This is a genomic window from Nocardioides caeni (assembly GCF_004912195.1).
Lineage (GTDB): Bacteria > Actinomycetota > Actinomycetes > Propionibacteriales > Nocardioidaceae > Nocardioides > Nocardioides caeni.
Genome location: NZ_STGW01000003.1, coordinates 281723 through 296228 on the forward strand (window position 1 = coordinate 281723; position 14506 = coordinate 296228).

Consider the following 14506-nt stretch of genomic DNA (forward strand, 5'->3'; position numbering starts at 1 on the left):
CCTGTCGGACCACTCGGCACCCCGGCCGCGTTGCCCGGTGTGCTCGGAACTTTTCTCGACGGCCGCGCTCGACCGGCCCGCCGGGGCCTATCCGGCGCGACCGGACAGACGCTCGACCCGCAGCACGTCGTACTCGTGCTCGGGGTCGCCCGACATCACGGCCGCCAGACGCAGGTGTGGCAGCGCGGCCTCAAACGACGACTGGCGCTCGAGCGCGCGGCCCAGGGTGTGCCGCGACCACACGTCGGCGGGGTCCTCCCCCACCAGCCAGGTCAGCTCGTCGACGGCCTTCTGGAGCTGGGCGCGCATGAAGTAGGCCCAGGCCCGCAGCGAGCGGAGGCCGCGGTTGTCGGGCTCGGCCGCCAGCGCGGGCTCGAGGATCTCGAGGGCCTCACGCGGCGCGCGGCGCGACAGCAGGTCGTGGGCGGTCCGGTAGGCCGTCTCGTGACGGTCGCCAGCGCCGGGGAAGACGATCGCCGGCGCCTGGATGCGGACCTCGGGCTGGATCATCTCGTTCATGTCGACCTGAACCCCGGCAGGATCGTCGTTGTTCCCTCTCCGACCACTACGCTGGCCGTGGACGGGCTGGCCGGGCGACCGCGTGACCCCTCGCCGCGAGGCGCCGGGTCCCGAGGAAAGTCCGGGCTCCGCAGAGCAGGGTGGTGGGTAACGCCCACCCGGGGTGACCCGCGGGAAAGTGCCACAGAGAACAGACCGCCGCGCCTCCGGGCGCGGTAAGGGTGAAAAGGTGGGGTAAGAGCCCACCAGTGCGCCGGGCGACCGGCGCAGCTCGGCAAACCCCACCCGGAGCAAGACCAGACAGCACACGCCGGCCTCGGCCGAGAGGGTGGCTCGCCCGAGTGTGCGGGTAGGTCGCTGGAGGCTGTCGGCAACGGCAGCCGTAGATGGATGGTCGCCGGCTCCTCGGAGTCACAGAACCCGGCTTACAGGCCAGCCCGTCCCTCACCGGCCCCCAGGAGGGGGCACGGTGGGGCGAGCCGGCGGGGTGGGACGAGTCAGTAGACGCCGCGGTCGTCGCGGTGGACGACCTCGCGGCGCGTGCGCCACGGTCCGCTGATCAGCAGTGAGGCGACGATGGCGATGATGCCGGCCACGATGAGGATCGTGCCGAGAGCGCCGTCGTTGACGAAGTCCAGGTCGACCGTGATCACGTCGAGGGCGAGAATCAGGCCGAGGACGAGCAGGACGATTCCGAGTCCGATGTACATGATGTTCCTCTCTGTTCGCGGGTTCAGGTCAGCGTCAGCACGAGCACGGCGGCGAGCGCGAGCACGCCGATGACGAAGATGAGACCGGACATCTCCTCGGTCTCAGGCCGAGCGCGGTGATGCGGCTGGACGGTCATTGCTTCCCCCTTGGTCGGTACGACGTCCGATGCCTGACCAGTACCCGACACCGCCGACCGACACCCCTCGGAACCGACAGGGTTGGCGTCGCACCGGATCCGGAACGCCGCCCTAGTGGCGCGTCACTAGACGGTCAGCGTGACGTCCTGCCCGGGGTCGACCCAGGTGACGCGATCGGCGAGGGGTGAGCGGGCGAGGATCGCCTCGGCGGGCGCGCGACCTTGCTGGAAGTGGGACCAGCCCTCGTAGTGCACGGGAACGACGTGGGCCGGGTCGACGAGCTCGATGAGCTCGGCGCCCTCGCGCGCGTCCATCGTGTAGCGCAGCCAGCCCGAGAGGTAGCGGAAGCGGACCGAGCCGAGGTGCAGCACGAGCGTGCCGACCCGCAGGCGCGAGGGCACCTCGCGCAGCGCCGGGTGGAGGACGGTGTCGCCGGTGACCCACAGCTCGCCGTGCCGCTGGCCCTCCCACGCCAGGGAGAAGCCGATGACGGGCCCGGTGATCGGCTCGCTACCGACCGGCCCGTGTCGGCACGGGGTGGCGGTGATGGTGACGGTCGGCTTGCCCGGTGTCTCGAGCGTCGTGGTCTCCCAGGCCCGGAGCCCGACGACGGCGCCATCGAGCTTCGCGGCGCCCTTGACGGTCGTGACCGTCGTGCCCCAGGTCGGCAGCAGCTCGCGGGCCGACGGATCGAGGTTGTCCCCGTGGTGGTGGTGACTGACCAGCACGGCGTCGATCGGGTCGAGGTCAGCGGGCGACATCGACGGACCCACGAGCTTGCGCGACGTCGTACCCCAGCCGAAGAAGTACCGGCGACCCGGCGGGTCGAAGGTCGGGTCCGTCAGGATCCGCCAGCCAGCCACCTCGATGAGCGTGGTCGGCCCACCGATGTGGGTGATGCGTACGTCGGACACCTGACCTCCTCGGGCCAGGCTCAGGATGTCAGACCGCTGCGGACTTCGGCTCGCTGCGGAAGCGCGACGGCTTGCCGGCGATGCCCAGCATGCGCCACAGGGGGCGCGAGAAGCGGTTCATCAGGCCCAGCTCGTCGGCGAGCATCCGCACGTCACCGAAGGTGTCGCGCAGGAGCTTCTCCGACTTCTCCGACTTCCAGTAGACCTCGCGCACGACGGACCTCGGGATGCCGAGGTCCTTCTGCATCTTGCGGCTCGGCTTCATGATCACGTCGCACAGCACGCGCATGATCACCGGGAACGCGAGCGAGATCGCGAAGCGCTGGACGGGCGTGTAGTCCTTGGAGCGCTCGATGAGGTAGGAGTGGGCGAAGCCGATGTGGCGCGCCTCCTCGGCGACGTGGATCTGCATGATCCGGGTGACCATCGGGTGCATCTGGTCGCCCGAGCGCAGGATCGACTTCTGGAGGTAGTCGATCGGCTCCTCGCCGGCGAGGATGCCGATGAAGAAGATGTTAGGCAGGCCGCGGCCGGCCAGCGACAGCAGGGGCGCGATCTTCACGAACCAGGTCGGGCCACCCTGCACGTCCGAGCCGATGCGGTTGACTCCCTCCTGGAACATCTGGGTGTGGTGGCACTCCTCGGTCACCTCGTGGGTGGAGTACCGGAACTCGGCGCGGTTGTTGCCCATGCCGATGAGGTGGTTCATGACGCCCGCGATCAGCAGCTGCTCGAACTGCAGGCCGACCTTCATGATGTTGGCCTGGCGGTAGCGACCGATCTCGACCTGGCGCTCGAAGGGAAGCGACTTGTACCAGTCGGTGCCACCGAGCGAGTCGACCTCGGGGAGCACCCAGCGGGGGTCCATCGGGTCGACCTCGAACTCCGGGCTGTCCCACGCGATGTCGACGAACGCGTCGAAGTGCTGGTGCACCGACGCCTCGGACAGGATCCGCAGGGTCTCCTGGAAGTCCGGCGACGTGGCGTGCGGGAGCATCTCGGCCTGGCGGTCAGCGGTGGCAGTCATGGTGGTCCTCGATCCGATTCATCGTCGAAAGCGGCGGGTGCGGTTGTTAGCGCAACATCATGTTGCATACATTTACCCCCCTTTTGTCAAGCACGTCGGGGGCACCAGTGCGTGCCGTGCGTCACGACCGAGGACGCTCGCTCAGCCGTGGACCCTCAGGCGTCGGACAGACTGATCTCCACCATCAGCTCGTCCGCGAGGGACTCGAGCAGCGACCGCAGCTCCTCGATGCTGGCCCCGGTGGGCGCGACAAGGACCGCCTGCGCCTCGAACAGTCGACCTCCGGCCATCGGCGCCTCCCGGACGTCGGTGGCGAGCTCCTGGATGCTCACGCCCTTCGCCGCGAGGGCGGCCGAGATCTCCGCGACGATGCCGGGCCGGTCCGCCCCGAGGAGCTCGAGGGTGATCCGCTGCGGCTCCTCGGCGACCGGGACGTCGGTCCGCTCGACCGTCACCTGCAGGCCCTGCGCCCCGAGGGCGAGCAGGTCGGCGACCAGGGCGTCCGCGCCCGAGTCCGGCACCTCGACGAGCAGGATGCCGGCGAACTTGCCGCCCAGGCGCGCCATCTGGCTGCGCGTCCAGTTGGCGCCGTGCGCACGGATGGGCGCCGAGAGGTCGGACACGACGCCCGCGCGGTCATCGGCGATGCAGGTCAGCGTGAAGGTGGCCATGGCGCCAGCGTAGGGACCGACGAGGCAGGATGCGGGGATGGCGTCCACCAAGGTCGACCTCAAGAAGGAGCTTGACTCCTACCGCGCCCGGGCGGGTGAGTTCCGTGTGGTCGAGGTTCCCCCGCTGACCTACCTGATGGTCGATGGGCGTGGCGACCCCAACACCTCGCAGGAGTACGCCGACGCACTGGCCGCGCTCTATCCGGTCGCCTACGCGCTGAAGTTCGCGAGCAAGCGGGAGGGGCGCGACTACGTCGTGCCGCCGCTCGAGGCGTTGTGGTGGGCCGAGGACATGACGGCCTTCACGTCGGCGCGCGACAAGGCGCAGTGGTCGTGGACCATCCTGCTGCTCACGCCCGACTGGATCACCGAGGAGCAGGTCGTCGCGGCCGTCGAGGCCGCGGGGACGAAGGCGCCCGCCGCTGCGCTCTGGCGCGTACGCCACGCGTCGCTGGAAGAGGGCACGTGCGCGCAGACCCTCCACGTCGGGCCGTACGACGACGAGGCTGGAGTCCTGGCCCGGATGCACGACGACTTCATCCCGGCTCACGGGCTCGAGATGACTGGCCGCCACCACGAGATCTATCTCAGCGACCCACGCCGGGTGGCGCCGGAGCGGCTGCGGACGATCCTGCGCCAGCCGGTCCGGCCGGCGCAGCAGCACTGACCCCCAGCGGCCAGCTCGCGAGCGCGCGGCAGTCGCCCTCGTCGTACCAGTGCAGCTCGAGGCGGTCGGCGACCGACTCGACCGGCAGCACGTCACCGACGTCGGCCGCGACCGTGGCCGTCGTGACGCCCCCGAGGTGGTGGTCGAGGGTGACGTGCGGGACCAGGTCGTCGAGGTCGCCGAACGCGCCGTCGTAGGGCGGGCACTGCGGGAAGGCCCGCACCAGCCTCCGGGTGAGCTCGGCGAAGGGCGAGGCGGGGACCGGGGGCACGTGGATCACGCCGTTCGGGAACGCAGTCACCGCCTCGAGCCGGTAGGCGAACGCGGGCGTGGTCGTCGCGATGTCGGCGAGGGTGGCGAGGTCGTCGGCCTCCGGCCGCGGGAGGTACGGCGCCAGCAGGGTCACGTGCGCATGGGTGAAGGCCGGGTCCGCGGACACCCACCCCGGCTCGTAGTGCGTCCAGCGATCGCGCACGAAGGACTCGAGCACGGGGACCGGGACGAGCAGGACGGAGTGACCCACGGCGAGAGGATAGGTTGGGCGCCCATGAGCACCGTCGTCGCGCCCCCGTCCCCCGCCGTCCGCGCAGCCGCAGCCGAGCGACTGGCCGGTCTGGCCACGCCGGCCGGCGCGCTGGGGCGCCTGGGCGAGCTCGGGGTCTGGCTGGCGGCGGCGCAGGGCCAGTGCCCGCCGGCTCCGCTGGACAACGTCCGCCTCGTGATCTTCGCCGGCGACCACGGCGTCGCGCGGCACGGCGTCTCGGCCTATCCCCCGGCGATCACGCCGGCCATGGTGCGCACCTTCGTCCTCGGCAAGGCCGGCGTCTCGGCGCTCGCAGCCGCCCACGGCATCCACGTCCGGGTGCTCGACCTGGGTGTCGACGACGACCTCGAGGGCGTGCCCGCAGATGTCCAGGCCCACAAGGTGCGCCGCAGCAGCGGCGCGATCCACCTGGAGGACGCGTTGACCGCCGAGGAGACCACCCAGGCCCTGGCCGCGGGCCGGGCGGTCGCCCGCGAGGAGATCGCCGCCGGAGCGCAGCTGCTCCTGTCCGGAGACATGGGCATCGGCAACACCACCCCGGCCGCCGCGCTGGTGGCGGCAGCGCTGGGCGTGCCGGCCGAGGAGGTCACCGGGCGCGGGACCGGCATCGACGACAAGGTCCTCAACCACAAGCAGGCCGTCGTCCAGCAGGCACTGCTGCGGGCCGGCGACCGGCTCGACGACCCGATCGAGACGCTGGCCGCGGTGAGCAGCGCCGACCTGGCCGCCACGGTCGGCTTCCTGCTCGAGGCCGCCGAGAGCGGCGTACCCGTCCTCCTCGACGGCCTGATGTCCGTCGCCTGCGCGCTGACCGCCGACCGGATCGCACCGGGCGCGGCCGCGTGGTTCGCCGGCGGGCACCGCTCGACCGAGCCCGCGCAGGCGCTCGCACTGGAGAAGCTGGGGCTGGAGCCGGTGCTCGACCTCGGCCTGCGGCTGGGCGAAGGATCGGGCGCGGTCGCGGCCGTCCCGCTGCTGCGCTCGGCCGTCGCACTGCTGCGCGACGTGGCACTGCTCGCGGACCTCATACCGGACGCCCCCGACGCGTGAGCGTCGCGACCGTCGGTCGCAGCCTCCGGCTCGCGATCGGCATGCTCACCGCACTGCGGGTCCCTGCCGTCACCCGGGTGACGCCGGCGCTCGCCACCGGAGCCCTGCTGCTCGCGCCGGTCGCGGTGCTGCCGCTCGCAGCCGCCGTCACCCTGGTGTGCTGGGCCGGCGGACAGCTGGAGCTCCCACCGCTCGCCGTGGCGCTCCTCGCCCTGGCCGTCGTGGCCGTCGGCAGCCGGGCCCTGCACCTCGACGGCCTGTCCGACGTCGCCGACGGGCTGACCGCGTCCTACGACCGCGAGCGGTCCCTGCAGGTCATGAAGTCCGGCACGGCCGGCCCGGCAGGCGTTGCGGCCCTGGTGCTCGTGCTGGGCGCGCAGGCCGCCGGCCTGCAGTCGTACGTCGGAGCAGGCGACGCCTGGGACACCGCATGGCGCGGCCCCGTGCTCGCCGGACTGGCCGTCTGCGTCTCGCGCGCCGCGCTCTGGATCACGGGCTGCACCCTGGCTCCCCCGGCCCGTCCCGACGGGCTCGGCGTGACCTTCACCCGACGGGTCCCGGTCGTGGTCGCCGCTGTCGGCTGGGCGGCGCTGGCCGTCCTCGCGGCCCTTGCCGTCGACCCGGTCCGCGGGCCGGTGACCGTGGCCGTCGCCGCCCTCGCCGTCGCCGGCCTGACGTGGCACTGCGTCCGGCGCTTCGGTGGTGTCACGGGCGACGTGTTCGGCGCCGGGATCGAGCTCGCGCTCGCCGTACTGCTGATCGGCCTGGCCGGCGCCTGACCTCCCACCTCGACCGAGAGACCTGCGCATCTCGGGTGGGAAACCGGCGTACTTCGGGCGAGAAACCGGCGCACTTCGGCGGGCACGGGTCAGAGGCGCAGGACGCGTCCCGCCACCACCAGGTGCACCTCGTCGCAGACGGCGCCGAGGCGTTGGTTGATCGTGCCGAGCAGGTCGCGGAAGAGGCGGGCGGATCGGTGCTCCGGGACCACGCCCAGACCGACCTCGTTGGTCACCAGCACGACCGTGCCGGCCGCTCGCGCGACCGCGGTCACCAGCTCGTCGAGGAGCGCCAGGACGTGCGCCTCGACGACCTCCACCGGCGCCTCCCACAGCCCCGCCTCGTCGATCACACCCGTCAGCCAGGTGCCGAGGCAGTCGACGAGCACCGGACCCCCGGCCGTCCCGGCCCGGCCGAGCACGCCGGCCACGTCGCGCGTCTCCTCCGTCGACCATGCCGCCGGCCGCCGCTCCCGATGGGCGCTCACGCGCGCAGCCCAGTCGGCGTCGTCGTACGTCGGGCCGGCGGCGACATAGGTCACCGCATCGGTGGCGGCGAGCAGCACCTCGGCATGCCGGGACTTCCCCGACCGCACGCCGCCGGTGACGAGGACCTTCACGCCGGCGCCTCGAGGGTGAACTCGACGGCGCGGTCCGCCGGGTCGGCCCGGGTGAGCCGGACCCGGACGTCCTCGCCGAGCGGCAGCTGCTGCGGGGAGGTGACGGGCGCCTCCACGCCGATCGCGCCCACGACGACCACGCCCCGGTGGGGACCGTCGGCTCGGTCGCGCTCCTCGTCCCGGACGCTGGTGATGACGCCGTCGAACTCCTCGCCGACCCGGTCGACCAGGACGACCGCCTCGACGAGGTCGAGCACGGCGCGGCCGTAGGTGCTGGCGCGCCGGGCGGAGTCCTGCAGCGTCTTGGGCAGCCCGGGCAGCGCCTCGCGCACCCAGTCGGGCACCGGCTCGCCGGCGCACAGCGCGACACAGACCTCACCGGCATAGCGGTCGCCGAGTCGGCGCAGCGGGGCGGTGACGTGGGCATAGTCGGCGGCGATCGCGGAGTGCGCCCGTTGCTCGGGCAGCTCGCCGTCGAAGGCGGCGTAGCCGCTGCCGCGCAGCACCCGGGTGCTGGCCACGACCATCGCCTGGTGCTCGGAGCGCGACGGGTCGAGCGAGCGGATGAAGGCCGGGTAGTCGACGTCCTTCGGCCAGTCGATCCCGAGACCGCGGGCCACCCGACGCAGGCGGGCGACATCGCGCGGGTCGGCGGGCGGCAGCGTGCGCAGCAGCCCGATCCGGCCCTCGACCATCAGCGTCGCGGCGCCGATGCCCGTCATCAGCGAGATCTGGGCGTTCCAGCCCTCCACCGGCAGCTGCTCACGGAAGACCAGGTGGCAGGAGCCGTCGGACGCCTCGAGCTCCTGCTCGGGCAGGGGCAGGGACACCCCGCCGCGGTCGATCTCCTGCTGCTCCCGCAGACGTCCGACCTCGCGCAGCAGGACCAGCGTCTCCGGAAGGGTGTCGCCCGCGCCACCCGTGTCATCCGCTCCGTCGAGGGCCTGCTGGGCCTCGGCGTAGGACCACCGAGCGGTCGAGCGGACCCGGGCGCGCTCCACGTGCGCGCCGGTGCAGGCCCCCGACGCGTCCACCTGCAGGGTCCACAGCAGGGCGGGGCGCACCTGCTCAGGAAGCAGCGAGGCAGCGCCCTCGGACAGGACCGGCGGGTGCAGCGGGATCCGGCTGCCGGCGCCATAGAGGGTCTCGCCGCGACGGTTGGCCTCCAGGTCGACCGGGTCCCCCGGCCGGACGAAGGCGGCCACGTCGGCGATCGCGTAGTGGACGACGAAGCCGTCGCCCTCACGGGCGATGTGGACGGCCTGGTCGAGGTCCATCGACCCCTCGGGGTCGATGGTCAGAAACGGGAGGTCGGTCGCATCGCGATCCGGCAGCGTCACTGCAGCGACCGCCTGCTCGGCCGCGGCGACCACCTCGGGCGTGAACTCGCCGGGCAGCTCGAGCTCCTTCCCGATCGCCACCAGACCCTGCGCCAGCGCAGGGGTGCTCGCCTTGACCCGGACCACGACGTTGGAGGGCATGCAGGCGACACTACCGACGCCGTGCTGCATGCTCGGCCAGCCGGTCTCCTATCCTCGTCGCCGTGCTGATCCTGCTGCCCCCGAGCGAGGGGAAGGCCGCGCCGAGCCGCGGCGCCGCCCTCGACCTGTCGTCCCTCTCGCTGCCCGAGCTCGAGCCCGCGCGCCGCGAGGTGCTCGACGCACTGGTCACCCTGTGCCAGGACGACCGTGACAAGGCAGCGGCCGTCCTCGGTCTCTCCGCGGGCCAGCTCGACCTCGTCGACCGCAACGCCGGCCTCGAGACCGCCCCCACCGCCCGGGCCGACCGGATCTACACCGGTGTCGTCTACGACGCCCTCGACGTCGCGACCCTCAGCACGGCTGCCAAGCGACGCGCCGCGACCCGCTTGGCCGTCGCGTCCAGCCTCTTCGGAGTGGTCCGCGTGGGTGACCGCATCCCGTCCTACCGACTCTCGGGGGATGCCTCCCTGCCGGGACTCGGCCCCGTCGCCGCCCACTGGCGCACCCACCTCGACCGGCCCATGACCGCGGCCGTCGGCAACGGCCTGCTCGTCGACCTGCGGTCGGGGATGTACGCCGGCTTCTGGCGCCCCGGCCCGGACCTCGCGAAGCGCGTGGCGACGGTGCGGGTGCTCCACGAGCAGGGCGGGGTCCGCAAGGTCGTCAGCCACTTCAACAAGGCGACCAAGGGCCGCATCGTCCGCGCCCTGCTCGAGGACGGCGCCGACCCGCGCACCCCGGCTGCCCTGGCCGCGACCCTCGAGCGGCTCGGCTGGAGCGTGGAGGTCGGCGAGCCGACCAAGAGCGGCACCCAGCTCGACGTGGTGGTCGCCGAGCTCTGACCCTGCCCGGTCATCGAGGGTCGAGCGCCAGCGGTCGAAGGCCGACCTACCAGCGGCCGGTGTCGCGCAGGGTACGGCGGCCGGGCGCGAGCGCGTTGAAGAACCGCAGCGACGGGTGCCGCTCCCCCGTGGTCGGGTCGGTGTGGAAGGCGATCACGGAGACCGCGGCGGGCGCGAGCTCGAGGCGGAAGAGCGACTCGAGCGGCGCGGCGACCGCATGGGCGACGAGCGTCTTGATGGGCGTGACGTGGCTGGTGACGACGACGGTGCGGCCGGCGTGCTCGCCGAGCACGCGCTCCAGCGCCTCGAGGACCCGCTCCCGGACGGCGACGAACGACTCACCGCCCGGCGGCGCGGCGGACATGTCGGCGAACCACGCGTCCATCGCGGCCTTGTCGTTCTCGGCGACCTCGGCGAAGGTCAGCCCGTCCCACGCGCCGAACTCCATCTCGGCGAAGCCGGGCTCCTCGACGACGTCGAGGCCGAGCTCGGCGGCGATGATGTCGGCCGTCTCGCGGGTCCGTCGTACTGGAGAGGCGACGACGACGTCGACGCTGTCGCTCAGCTCACGCAGCCACGCGGCCACCTCGGCGACCTGCGCACGGCCCTCCTCGGACAGGGGCGGGTTGTCCCCGCCGAGCCCACCGGAGAAGCGGCGGCCCGTGGTGTGCGCGGTGACGCCGTGCCGGACGAGCACCAGCGTGGTGGGCGGTGTCGGCAGGCTGTCCGGGGAGGTCGCCTCCTCGACTGCGGAGTCGGGGGCGTCGGGCAGACCATCACCCGGGACGCTGCCGGTCGGCTCGGTCACAGACCGCTCTCGTCGGTGCGGACCAGGATGCGCTGGCACTCCTCGTGGCGGATCACCCGGTCGGCCGGGGTGTCGCGGATCTCACCGAGCTCGTTGGCGTCGAGGGTCAGCTGGCAACCGCCGCACTGACGGGCGCGCAGTGCACCGACGGCCACGCCGCCCTTGCTGGCGCGCAGCTTGTCGTAGAGCCCGAGCAGGTCGGCCGGGATGTCGGCGACGATCGCGTCGCGGCCGACGGAGACCTTCGCGATCTCGGCGTCGAGGGCGTCGACCTTCTCGTCGCGGGCGCCGGTGAGCTCACCGAGCCGGCCGTCGAGATCCTCGAGGGCGGAGGTCAGCTCGTCGAGCGCCGACTGCGCCTCCTCGAGCTGCTCCATGATCTCGAGCTCCTCGTCCTCCAGGGTCGAGATCCGGCGCTCGAGGGTCTCGAGCTCGTGCTGCATCCGCTCGAGGTCCTTCGGGTTGGCGATCGCGCCGGAGTCCATGCGGTCGCGGTCGCGCTGGCGGCGCGTCTTGACCTGCTCGACGTCCGCGTCGGCCTTGGCCTGTGCGAGGGAGAGGTCGTCGACGACGATGCGCTGGTCCTTGAGCCGACCGTCGACGTCGACGCGCTGGACGACGAGCTCCTTGATCCCGGCCGCCTCCGACGGGTTGTTGCGCTGGTGGCGCAGCTGGTCGACCTGGGAGTCCAGGGCCTGCAGGTCGAGGAGCCGGAGCTGGGCGGCGGGGTCGGCGTTCACAGGTGCATTGTCCAAGGATCCGTGACCACGGTGCTCACCCGGGTCTCCACGGCGTCACCGAGGGCCTCACTGAGCCGCTCGGCGAGCGCCGGCAGCCAGGTCCATTCCGCCGCCCAGTGGGCGACGTCGACGAGTGCCGGCCCGGCCTTCTCGATGAACTCGGCTGCCGGATGGTGCCGCAGGTCGCTGGTCACGTAGACGTCGACGTCGAGCCCGGCGACCCGGTCGAGGAGGAAGTCACCGGCGCCGCCACAGACCGCGACCCGCTTGACCTGACGTTCGGGGTCGCCCGCGACCCGCACTCCGTGCCGGGTCTCGGGCAGGGCCTTCGCGACGGCCTCGGCGAACTCCGTCAGCGTGACGGGCGCGATGGTGCCGATCCGGCCGGTGCCGGTGTGGACCAGTCCGGGGTCGGCGAGCTCGCTGACGTCGTACGCCGGCTCCTCGTAGGGATGTGCGGCGAGCATCGCCGCGACGACCTGGCTCCGGAGGCGGCGGGCGAGGACGGCCTCGATGCGGACCTCCTCGACAGTGGTGAGCTCGCCGACGCTGCCGATCATCGGGACTGCTCCGTCGAGCGGCCGGAAGCGACCCTCGCCGACGGCGCTGGTGAACGACGCGTACTCGTAGTCGCCGATGCGCCCCGCACCCGCCTCGGCGATCGCGGCCCGCACCGGGGCGGCCGCGTCGGCCGGCGTGAAGACCGTCAGCTTGTCCATGGGCTCGGCGGCGGCCGGGATGATCGGCGCGAGGTCAGTCAGTCCGAGGGCGAGGGCCATCGACTCCGAGACGCCGCCGACGGCCTGGTCGGCGTTGGTGTGGGCGGTCAGCAGCGCACATCCGGCCCGGGCGAGCGTGTGGAGCGTGCGCCCCTTGGGCGTGGTCGCCGCGAAGCCGTGCACGCCCTTGAGGAAGAGCGGGTGGTGGGTGATGAGCAGGTCGGCCTTGACGTCGGCGGCCTCCTCGGCGACCGCCGGGGACGGGTCGACGGCGAGGAGCACCCTCTTCACCTGGTCCGCCGGGTCGCCGTAGGTCAGCCCGACGGCGTCCCACGGCTCCGCGGTCGCGGGGGGATACCACTCGTGGACCAGGTCGACGACGTCCTTCAGCGCGGGCATGGCTGCAGGTTACCGAGGGGTCGTCGGGCCCCGAGGAGCGATTGGTAGGGTCGCCGTGCCAGTCGACCTCACAGAGCAACATCTGGGTGGTCAGGGAACCCGGTGAGAGTCCGGGACTGACGCGCAGCGGTGTGGGTGACGGGCGGAGCTCCGAGAGATCGGGCATGTCACTGGGTCCTCCGGGACCTGGGAAGACGCTCCGCACCGGATGATCCCGAGTCCGAAGACCTGCTGGCCCTTGCGGTGTCCACCGCGAGGTCATCCACGGGCGATCGCGAGGAGCCCCGGCCTCGAAGGACCGTCCCCGATGAGCACCGCTCCCGGAATCCGTGATCGCGCCGACCGATGCCCGGGCGTCCTGCGCCCCTGGCCGGCCGAGGACGGCGGGCTGGTCCGGCTGCGGGTCCCCGGCGGACGGCTGCCGCTGCGCCGGCTGCGGGCGCTGACCACCGTCGCCCGGGAGTACGGCGACGGGCGGGTGCGTCTCACCGGCCGCGCCAACCTCCAGCTCCGCGCCATGCCGATGGTCGACGGCACGCTGGCCTCGCCCGTGGTGGCTGCCATCGAGGCCATCGGGCTGCTGCCGTCGCGGGCCCACGACCGGGTCCGCAACGTCCTCGCCTCGCCGCAGACCGGGATCGCCGGCGGTCGTGCCGACCTCACCCCGGTCGTCACGGCGCTGGACACGCTGCTGGTGACCGACCCGCGGCTCGCGGCCCTGCCGGGGCGCTTCCTCTTCACCCTCGACGACGGCCGCGGTGACCTCGCCGACCGGCACCGGGACCTCGGCCTGGTGGTGCTGGACGAGTCCTCCGCCCAGCTGCTGGTCGGGACCGGCTTCGGCCCGGTCGTGGCCCTCGGCGGGGCGGCGGCCGCGATCGGCGGACTCGCCCGCGCCTTCCTCGCCGCGCGGGGCACGGGTCCGACCGCCGCCTGGCACGTCCCCGAGCTGACCACTCCCCTCGTCCCGCCCAGCCCTGTCGCCCCCGGCGCGCGGGTCCGTTGCGACCCGCTGCCCTTCGGCCGGGTCGACGGCGGGGAGCACGTGGAGGTCGGCGAGGCCGGCATCGACACCGCCGCCGTCGACCGCTGGGAGGACCAGCTCGGCGGCCGCGATGGGAGCGGCTTCGTCGTCATCACGCCCTGGCACGGCGTCCTGCTGCCCGACTCCATCCCGACCCGTCCGGAGGACCGATGACCCCCACTGCTCCCACCGTCCCAGCCGCTCCCCCACGCCGCTACGACTACGTCGCCGACGGGCCGGCCATCTACGTCGACTCCTTCGCGACCATCCGCCGGGAGTCCGACCTCGCGCGGGTGCCCGTCGAGGCCGAGAAGGTCGCCGTGCGGATGATCCACGGCAGCGGGCAGACCGACCTCGTCGAGGACCTGGTCGTCCACCCGGACCTGGTGCGTGCCGCCCGCGGAGCGCTGGCTGCCGGAGCGCCGATCCTCTGCGACGCCCGGATGGTGGCGATGGGCATCACCGCCGGCCGGCTGCCCGCCGACAACCCCGTGCACTGCTTCCTCACCGACGAGCGGGTCCCGGCGCTGGCCAAGGCGTGGTCGACGACCCGCACCGCCGCGGCGGTGTCGCTGTGGGAGCCGCTGTTGGAGGGCGCTGTCGTCGCGATCGGCAACGCCCCGACCGCGCTCTTCCACCTCCTCGAGACGATCCTCGACGGTGGCCCGCGACCGGCCGCGATCGTCGGCTGCCCGGTCGGATTCATCGGCGCCGCCGAGTCCAAGGACGCGCTGGCCTCCTTCGCCAACGACCACGGCATCGACATTCCGTTCGTCACCGTGCGCGGTCGCCGCGGCGGATCCGCGATGGCCTCCTCCGCGATCAACGCGCTGGCCCAGGAAGAGGAGTGAGGC

At 72.8% G+C, this 14506-nt stretch carries 17 protein-coding genes, 1 other RNA gene and 1 riboswitch; of the genes, 7 read left to right on the forward strand and 11 right to left on the reverse strand.

Annotated elements, in window-relative coordinates:
- Positions 1–87: 87 nt before the first annotated feature.
- On the reverse strand, positions 88–519 hold the full coding sequence (locus E9934_RS07235) for a tetratricopeptide repeat protein (protein ID WP_136562210.1): 432 nt from the start codon (positions 517–519) through the stop codon (positions 88–90).
- A gap of 62 nt (positions 520–581) precedes the next feature.
- On the opposite strand from E9934_RS07235, the gene rnpB reads away from it, so the two are divergent.
- Positions 582–963: RNase P RNA component class A (rnpB, locus tag E9934_RS07240), an RNA gene on the forward strand.
- A 53-nt stretch (positions 964–1016) separates the two neighbouring features.
- Here the strand turns inward: rnpB and E9934_RS07245 are convergent.
- The 4 genes from E9934_RS07245 to E9934_RS07260 form a co-directional block, all read right to left on the reverse strand.
- The gene (locus E9934_RS07245; RefSeq protein WP_136562211.1) at positions 1017–1229 is read right to left on the reverse strand and encodes a hypothetical protein; all 213 of its coding nucleotides are present in this window, start codon (positions 1227–1229) and stop codon (positions 1017–1019) included.
- Positions 1230–1492: 263 nt separating this feature from the next.
- Positions 1493–2281: an MBL fold metallo-hydrolase gene (locus E9934_RS07250; RefSeq protein ID WP_136562212.1), complete on the reverse strand. Its 789-nt coding sequence runs from the start codon at positions 2279–2281 to the stop codon at positions 1493–1495.
- 28 nt (positions 2282–2309) lie between these two features.
- Entirely contained in the window at positions 2310–3308 is a 999-nt protein-coding gene (locus E9934_RS07255) for an AurF N-oxygenase family protein (protein ID WP_136562213.1), read from the reverse strand.
- Positions 3309–3463: 155 nt separating this feature from the next.
- Positions 3464–3979, reverse strand: a complete 516-nt coding sequence (locus E9934_RS07260) for a glycine cleavage system transcriptional repressor (protein WP_136562214.1) — start codon at positions 3977–3979, stop codon at positions 3464–3466.
- Positions 3980–4016: 37 nt separating this feature from the next.
- Between E9934_RS07260 and E9934_RS07265 the strand changes: the two genes are divergently transcribed.
- Positions 4017–4646, forward strand: a complete 630-nt coding sequence (locus tag E9934_RS07265) for a GyrI-like domain-containing protein (RefSeq protein WP_136562215.1) — start codon at positions 4017–4019, stop codon at positions 4644–4646.
- Here E9934_RS07265 and E9934_RS07270 read toward each other — a convergent pair.
- Positions 4567–5169, reverse strand: a complete 603-nt coding sequence (locus E9934_RS07270) for a 2'-5' RNA ligase family protein (RefSeq protein WP_136562216.1) — start codon at positions 5167–5169, stop codon at positions 4567–4569. The two genes, E9934_RS07265 and E9934_RS07270, sit on opposite strands and share 80 nt — an antisense overlap.
- Positions 5170–5193: 24 nt before the next feature.
- Between E9934_RS07270 and cobT the strand changes: the two genes are divergently transcribed.
- Positions 5194–6240 (forward strand): nicotinate-nucleotide--dimethylbenzimidazole phosphoribosyltransferase, encoded by a 1047-nt coding sequence (gene cobT, locus E9934_RS07275; protein ID WP_136562217.1) that lies wholly within the window; start codon positions 5194–5196, stop codon positions 6238–6240.
- The gene (locus tag E9934_RS07280) at positions 6237–7019 is read left to right on the forward strand and encodes an adenosylcobinamide-GDP ribazoletransferase (protein ID WP_238694815.1); all 783 of its coding nucleotides are present in this window, start codon (positions 6237–6239) and stop codon (positions 7017–7019) included. Before cobT ends, E9934_RS07280 begins: the two co-directional genes overlap by 4 nt.
- An 89-nt stretch (positions 7020–7108) precedes the next feature.
- On the opposite strand, the gene cobU is transcribed toward E9934_RS07280, so the two are convergent.
- Both cobU and E9934_RS07290 read right to left on the reverse strand, forming a co-directional pair.
- Positions 7109–7639, reverse strand: a complete 531-nt coding sequence (gene cobU, locus E9934_RS07285; protein WP_136562218.1) for a bifunctional adenosylcobinamide kinase/adenosylcobinamide-phosphate guanylyltransferase — start codon at positions 7637–7639, stop codon at positions 7109–7111.
- A complete protein-coding gene (locus tag E9934_RS07290; protein WP_136562219.1) occupies positions 7636–9120 on the reverse strand; it encodes an RNB domain-containing ribonuclease in 1485 nt (494 codons plus the stop codon). The genes cobU and E9934_RS07290 overlap by 4 nt, the downstream gene beginning before the upstream one ends.
- A 62-nt stretch (positions 9121–9182) precedes the next feature.
- Here E9934_RS07290 and yaaA point away from each other — a divergent pair, with 62 nt between their 5' ends.
- Complete coding sequence (gene yaaA / locus E9934_RS07295; RefSeq protein ID WP_136562220.1) at positions 9183–9962, forward strand: peroxide stress protein YaaA; 780 nt, start codon at positions 9183–9185, stop codon at positions 9960–9962.
- A gap of 46 nt (positions 9963–10008) precedes the next feature.
- On the opposite strand, the gene E9934_RS07300 is transcribed toward yaaA, so the two are convergent.
- From E9934_RS07300 to E9934_RS07310, 3 genes are read right to left on the reverse strand one after another with little or no spacing between them, the layout of a single operon-like run.
- A complete protein-coding gene (locus E9934_RS07300; protein WP_238694816.1) occupies positions 10009–10770 on the reverse strand; it encodes a histidine phosphatase family protein in 762 nt (253 codons plus the stop codon).
- Positions 10767–11510 (reverse strand): zinc ribbon domain-containing protein, encoded by a 744-nt coding sequence (locus tag E9934_RS07305; protein WP_238694817.1) that lies wholly within the window; start codon positions 11508–11510, stop codon positions 10767–10769. Before E9934_RS07305 ends, E9934_RS07300 begins: the two co-directional genes overlap by 4 nt.
- A complete protein-coding gene (locus E9934_RS07310) occupies positions 11507–12628 on the reverse strand; it encodes a Nif3-like dinuclear metal center hexameric protein (RefSeq protein WP_136562222.1) in 1122 nt (373 codons plus the stop codon). Before E9934_RS07310 ends, E9934_RS07305 begins: the two co-directional genes overlap by 4 nt.
- A 42-nt stretch (positions 12629–12670) precedes the next feature.
- Positions 12671–12879: riboswitch (cobalamin riboswitch) on the forward strand.
- 56 nt (positions 12880–12935) lie between these two features.
- On the opposite strand from E9934_RS07310, the gene E9934_RS07315 reads away from it, so the two are divergent.
- On the forward strand, positions 12936–13826 hold the full coding sequence (locus tag E9934_RS07315) for a nitrite reductase (protein WP_136562223.1): 891 nt from the start codon (positions 12936–12938) through the stop codon (positions 13824–13826).
- Positions 13823–14503 (forward strand): precorrin-8X methylmutase, encoded by a 681-nt coding sequence (locus E9934_RS07320; RefSeq protein ID WP_136562224.1) that lies wholly within the window; start codon positions 13823–13825, stop codon positions 14501–14503. The genes E9934_RS07315 and E9934_RS07320 overlap by 4 nt, the downstream gene beginning before the upstream one ends.
- The last annotated feature ends 3 nt before the right edge of the window (positions 14504–14506 follow it).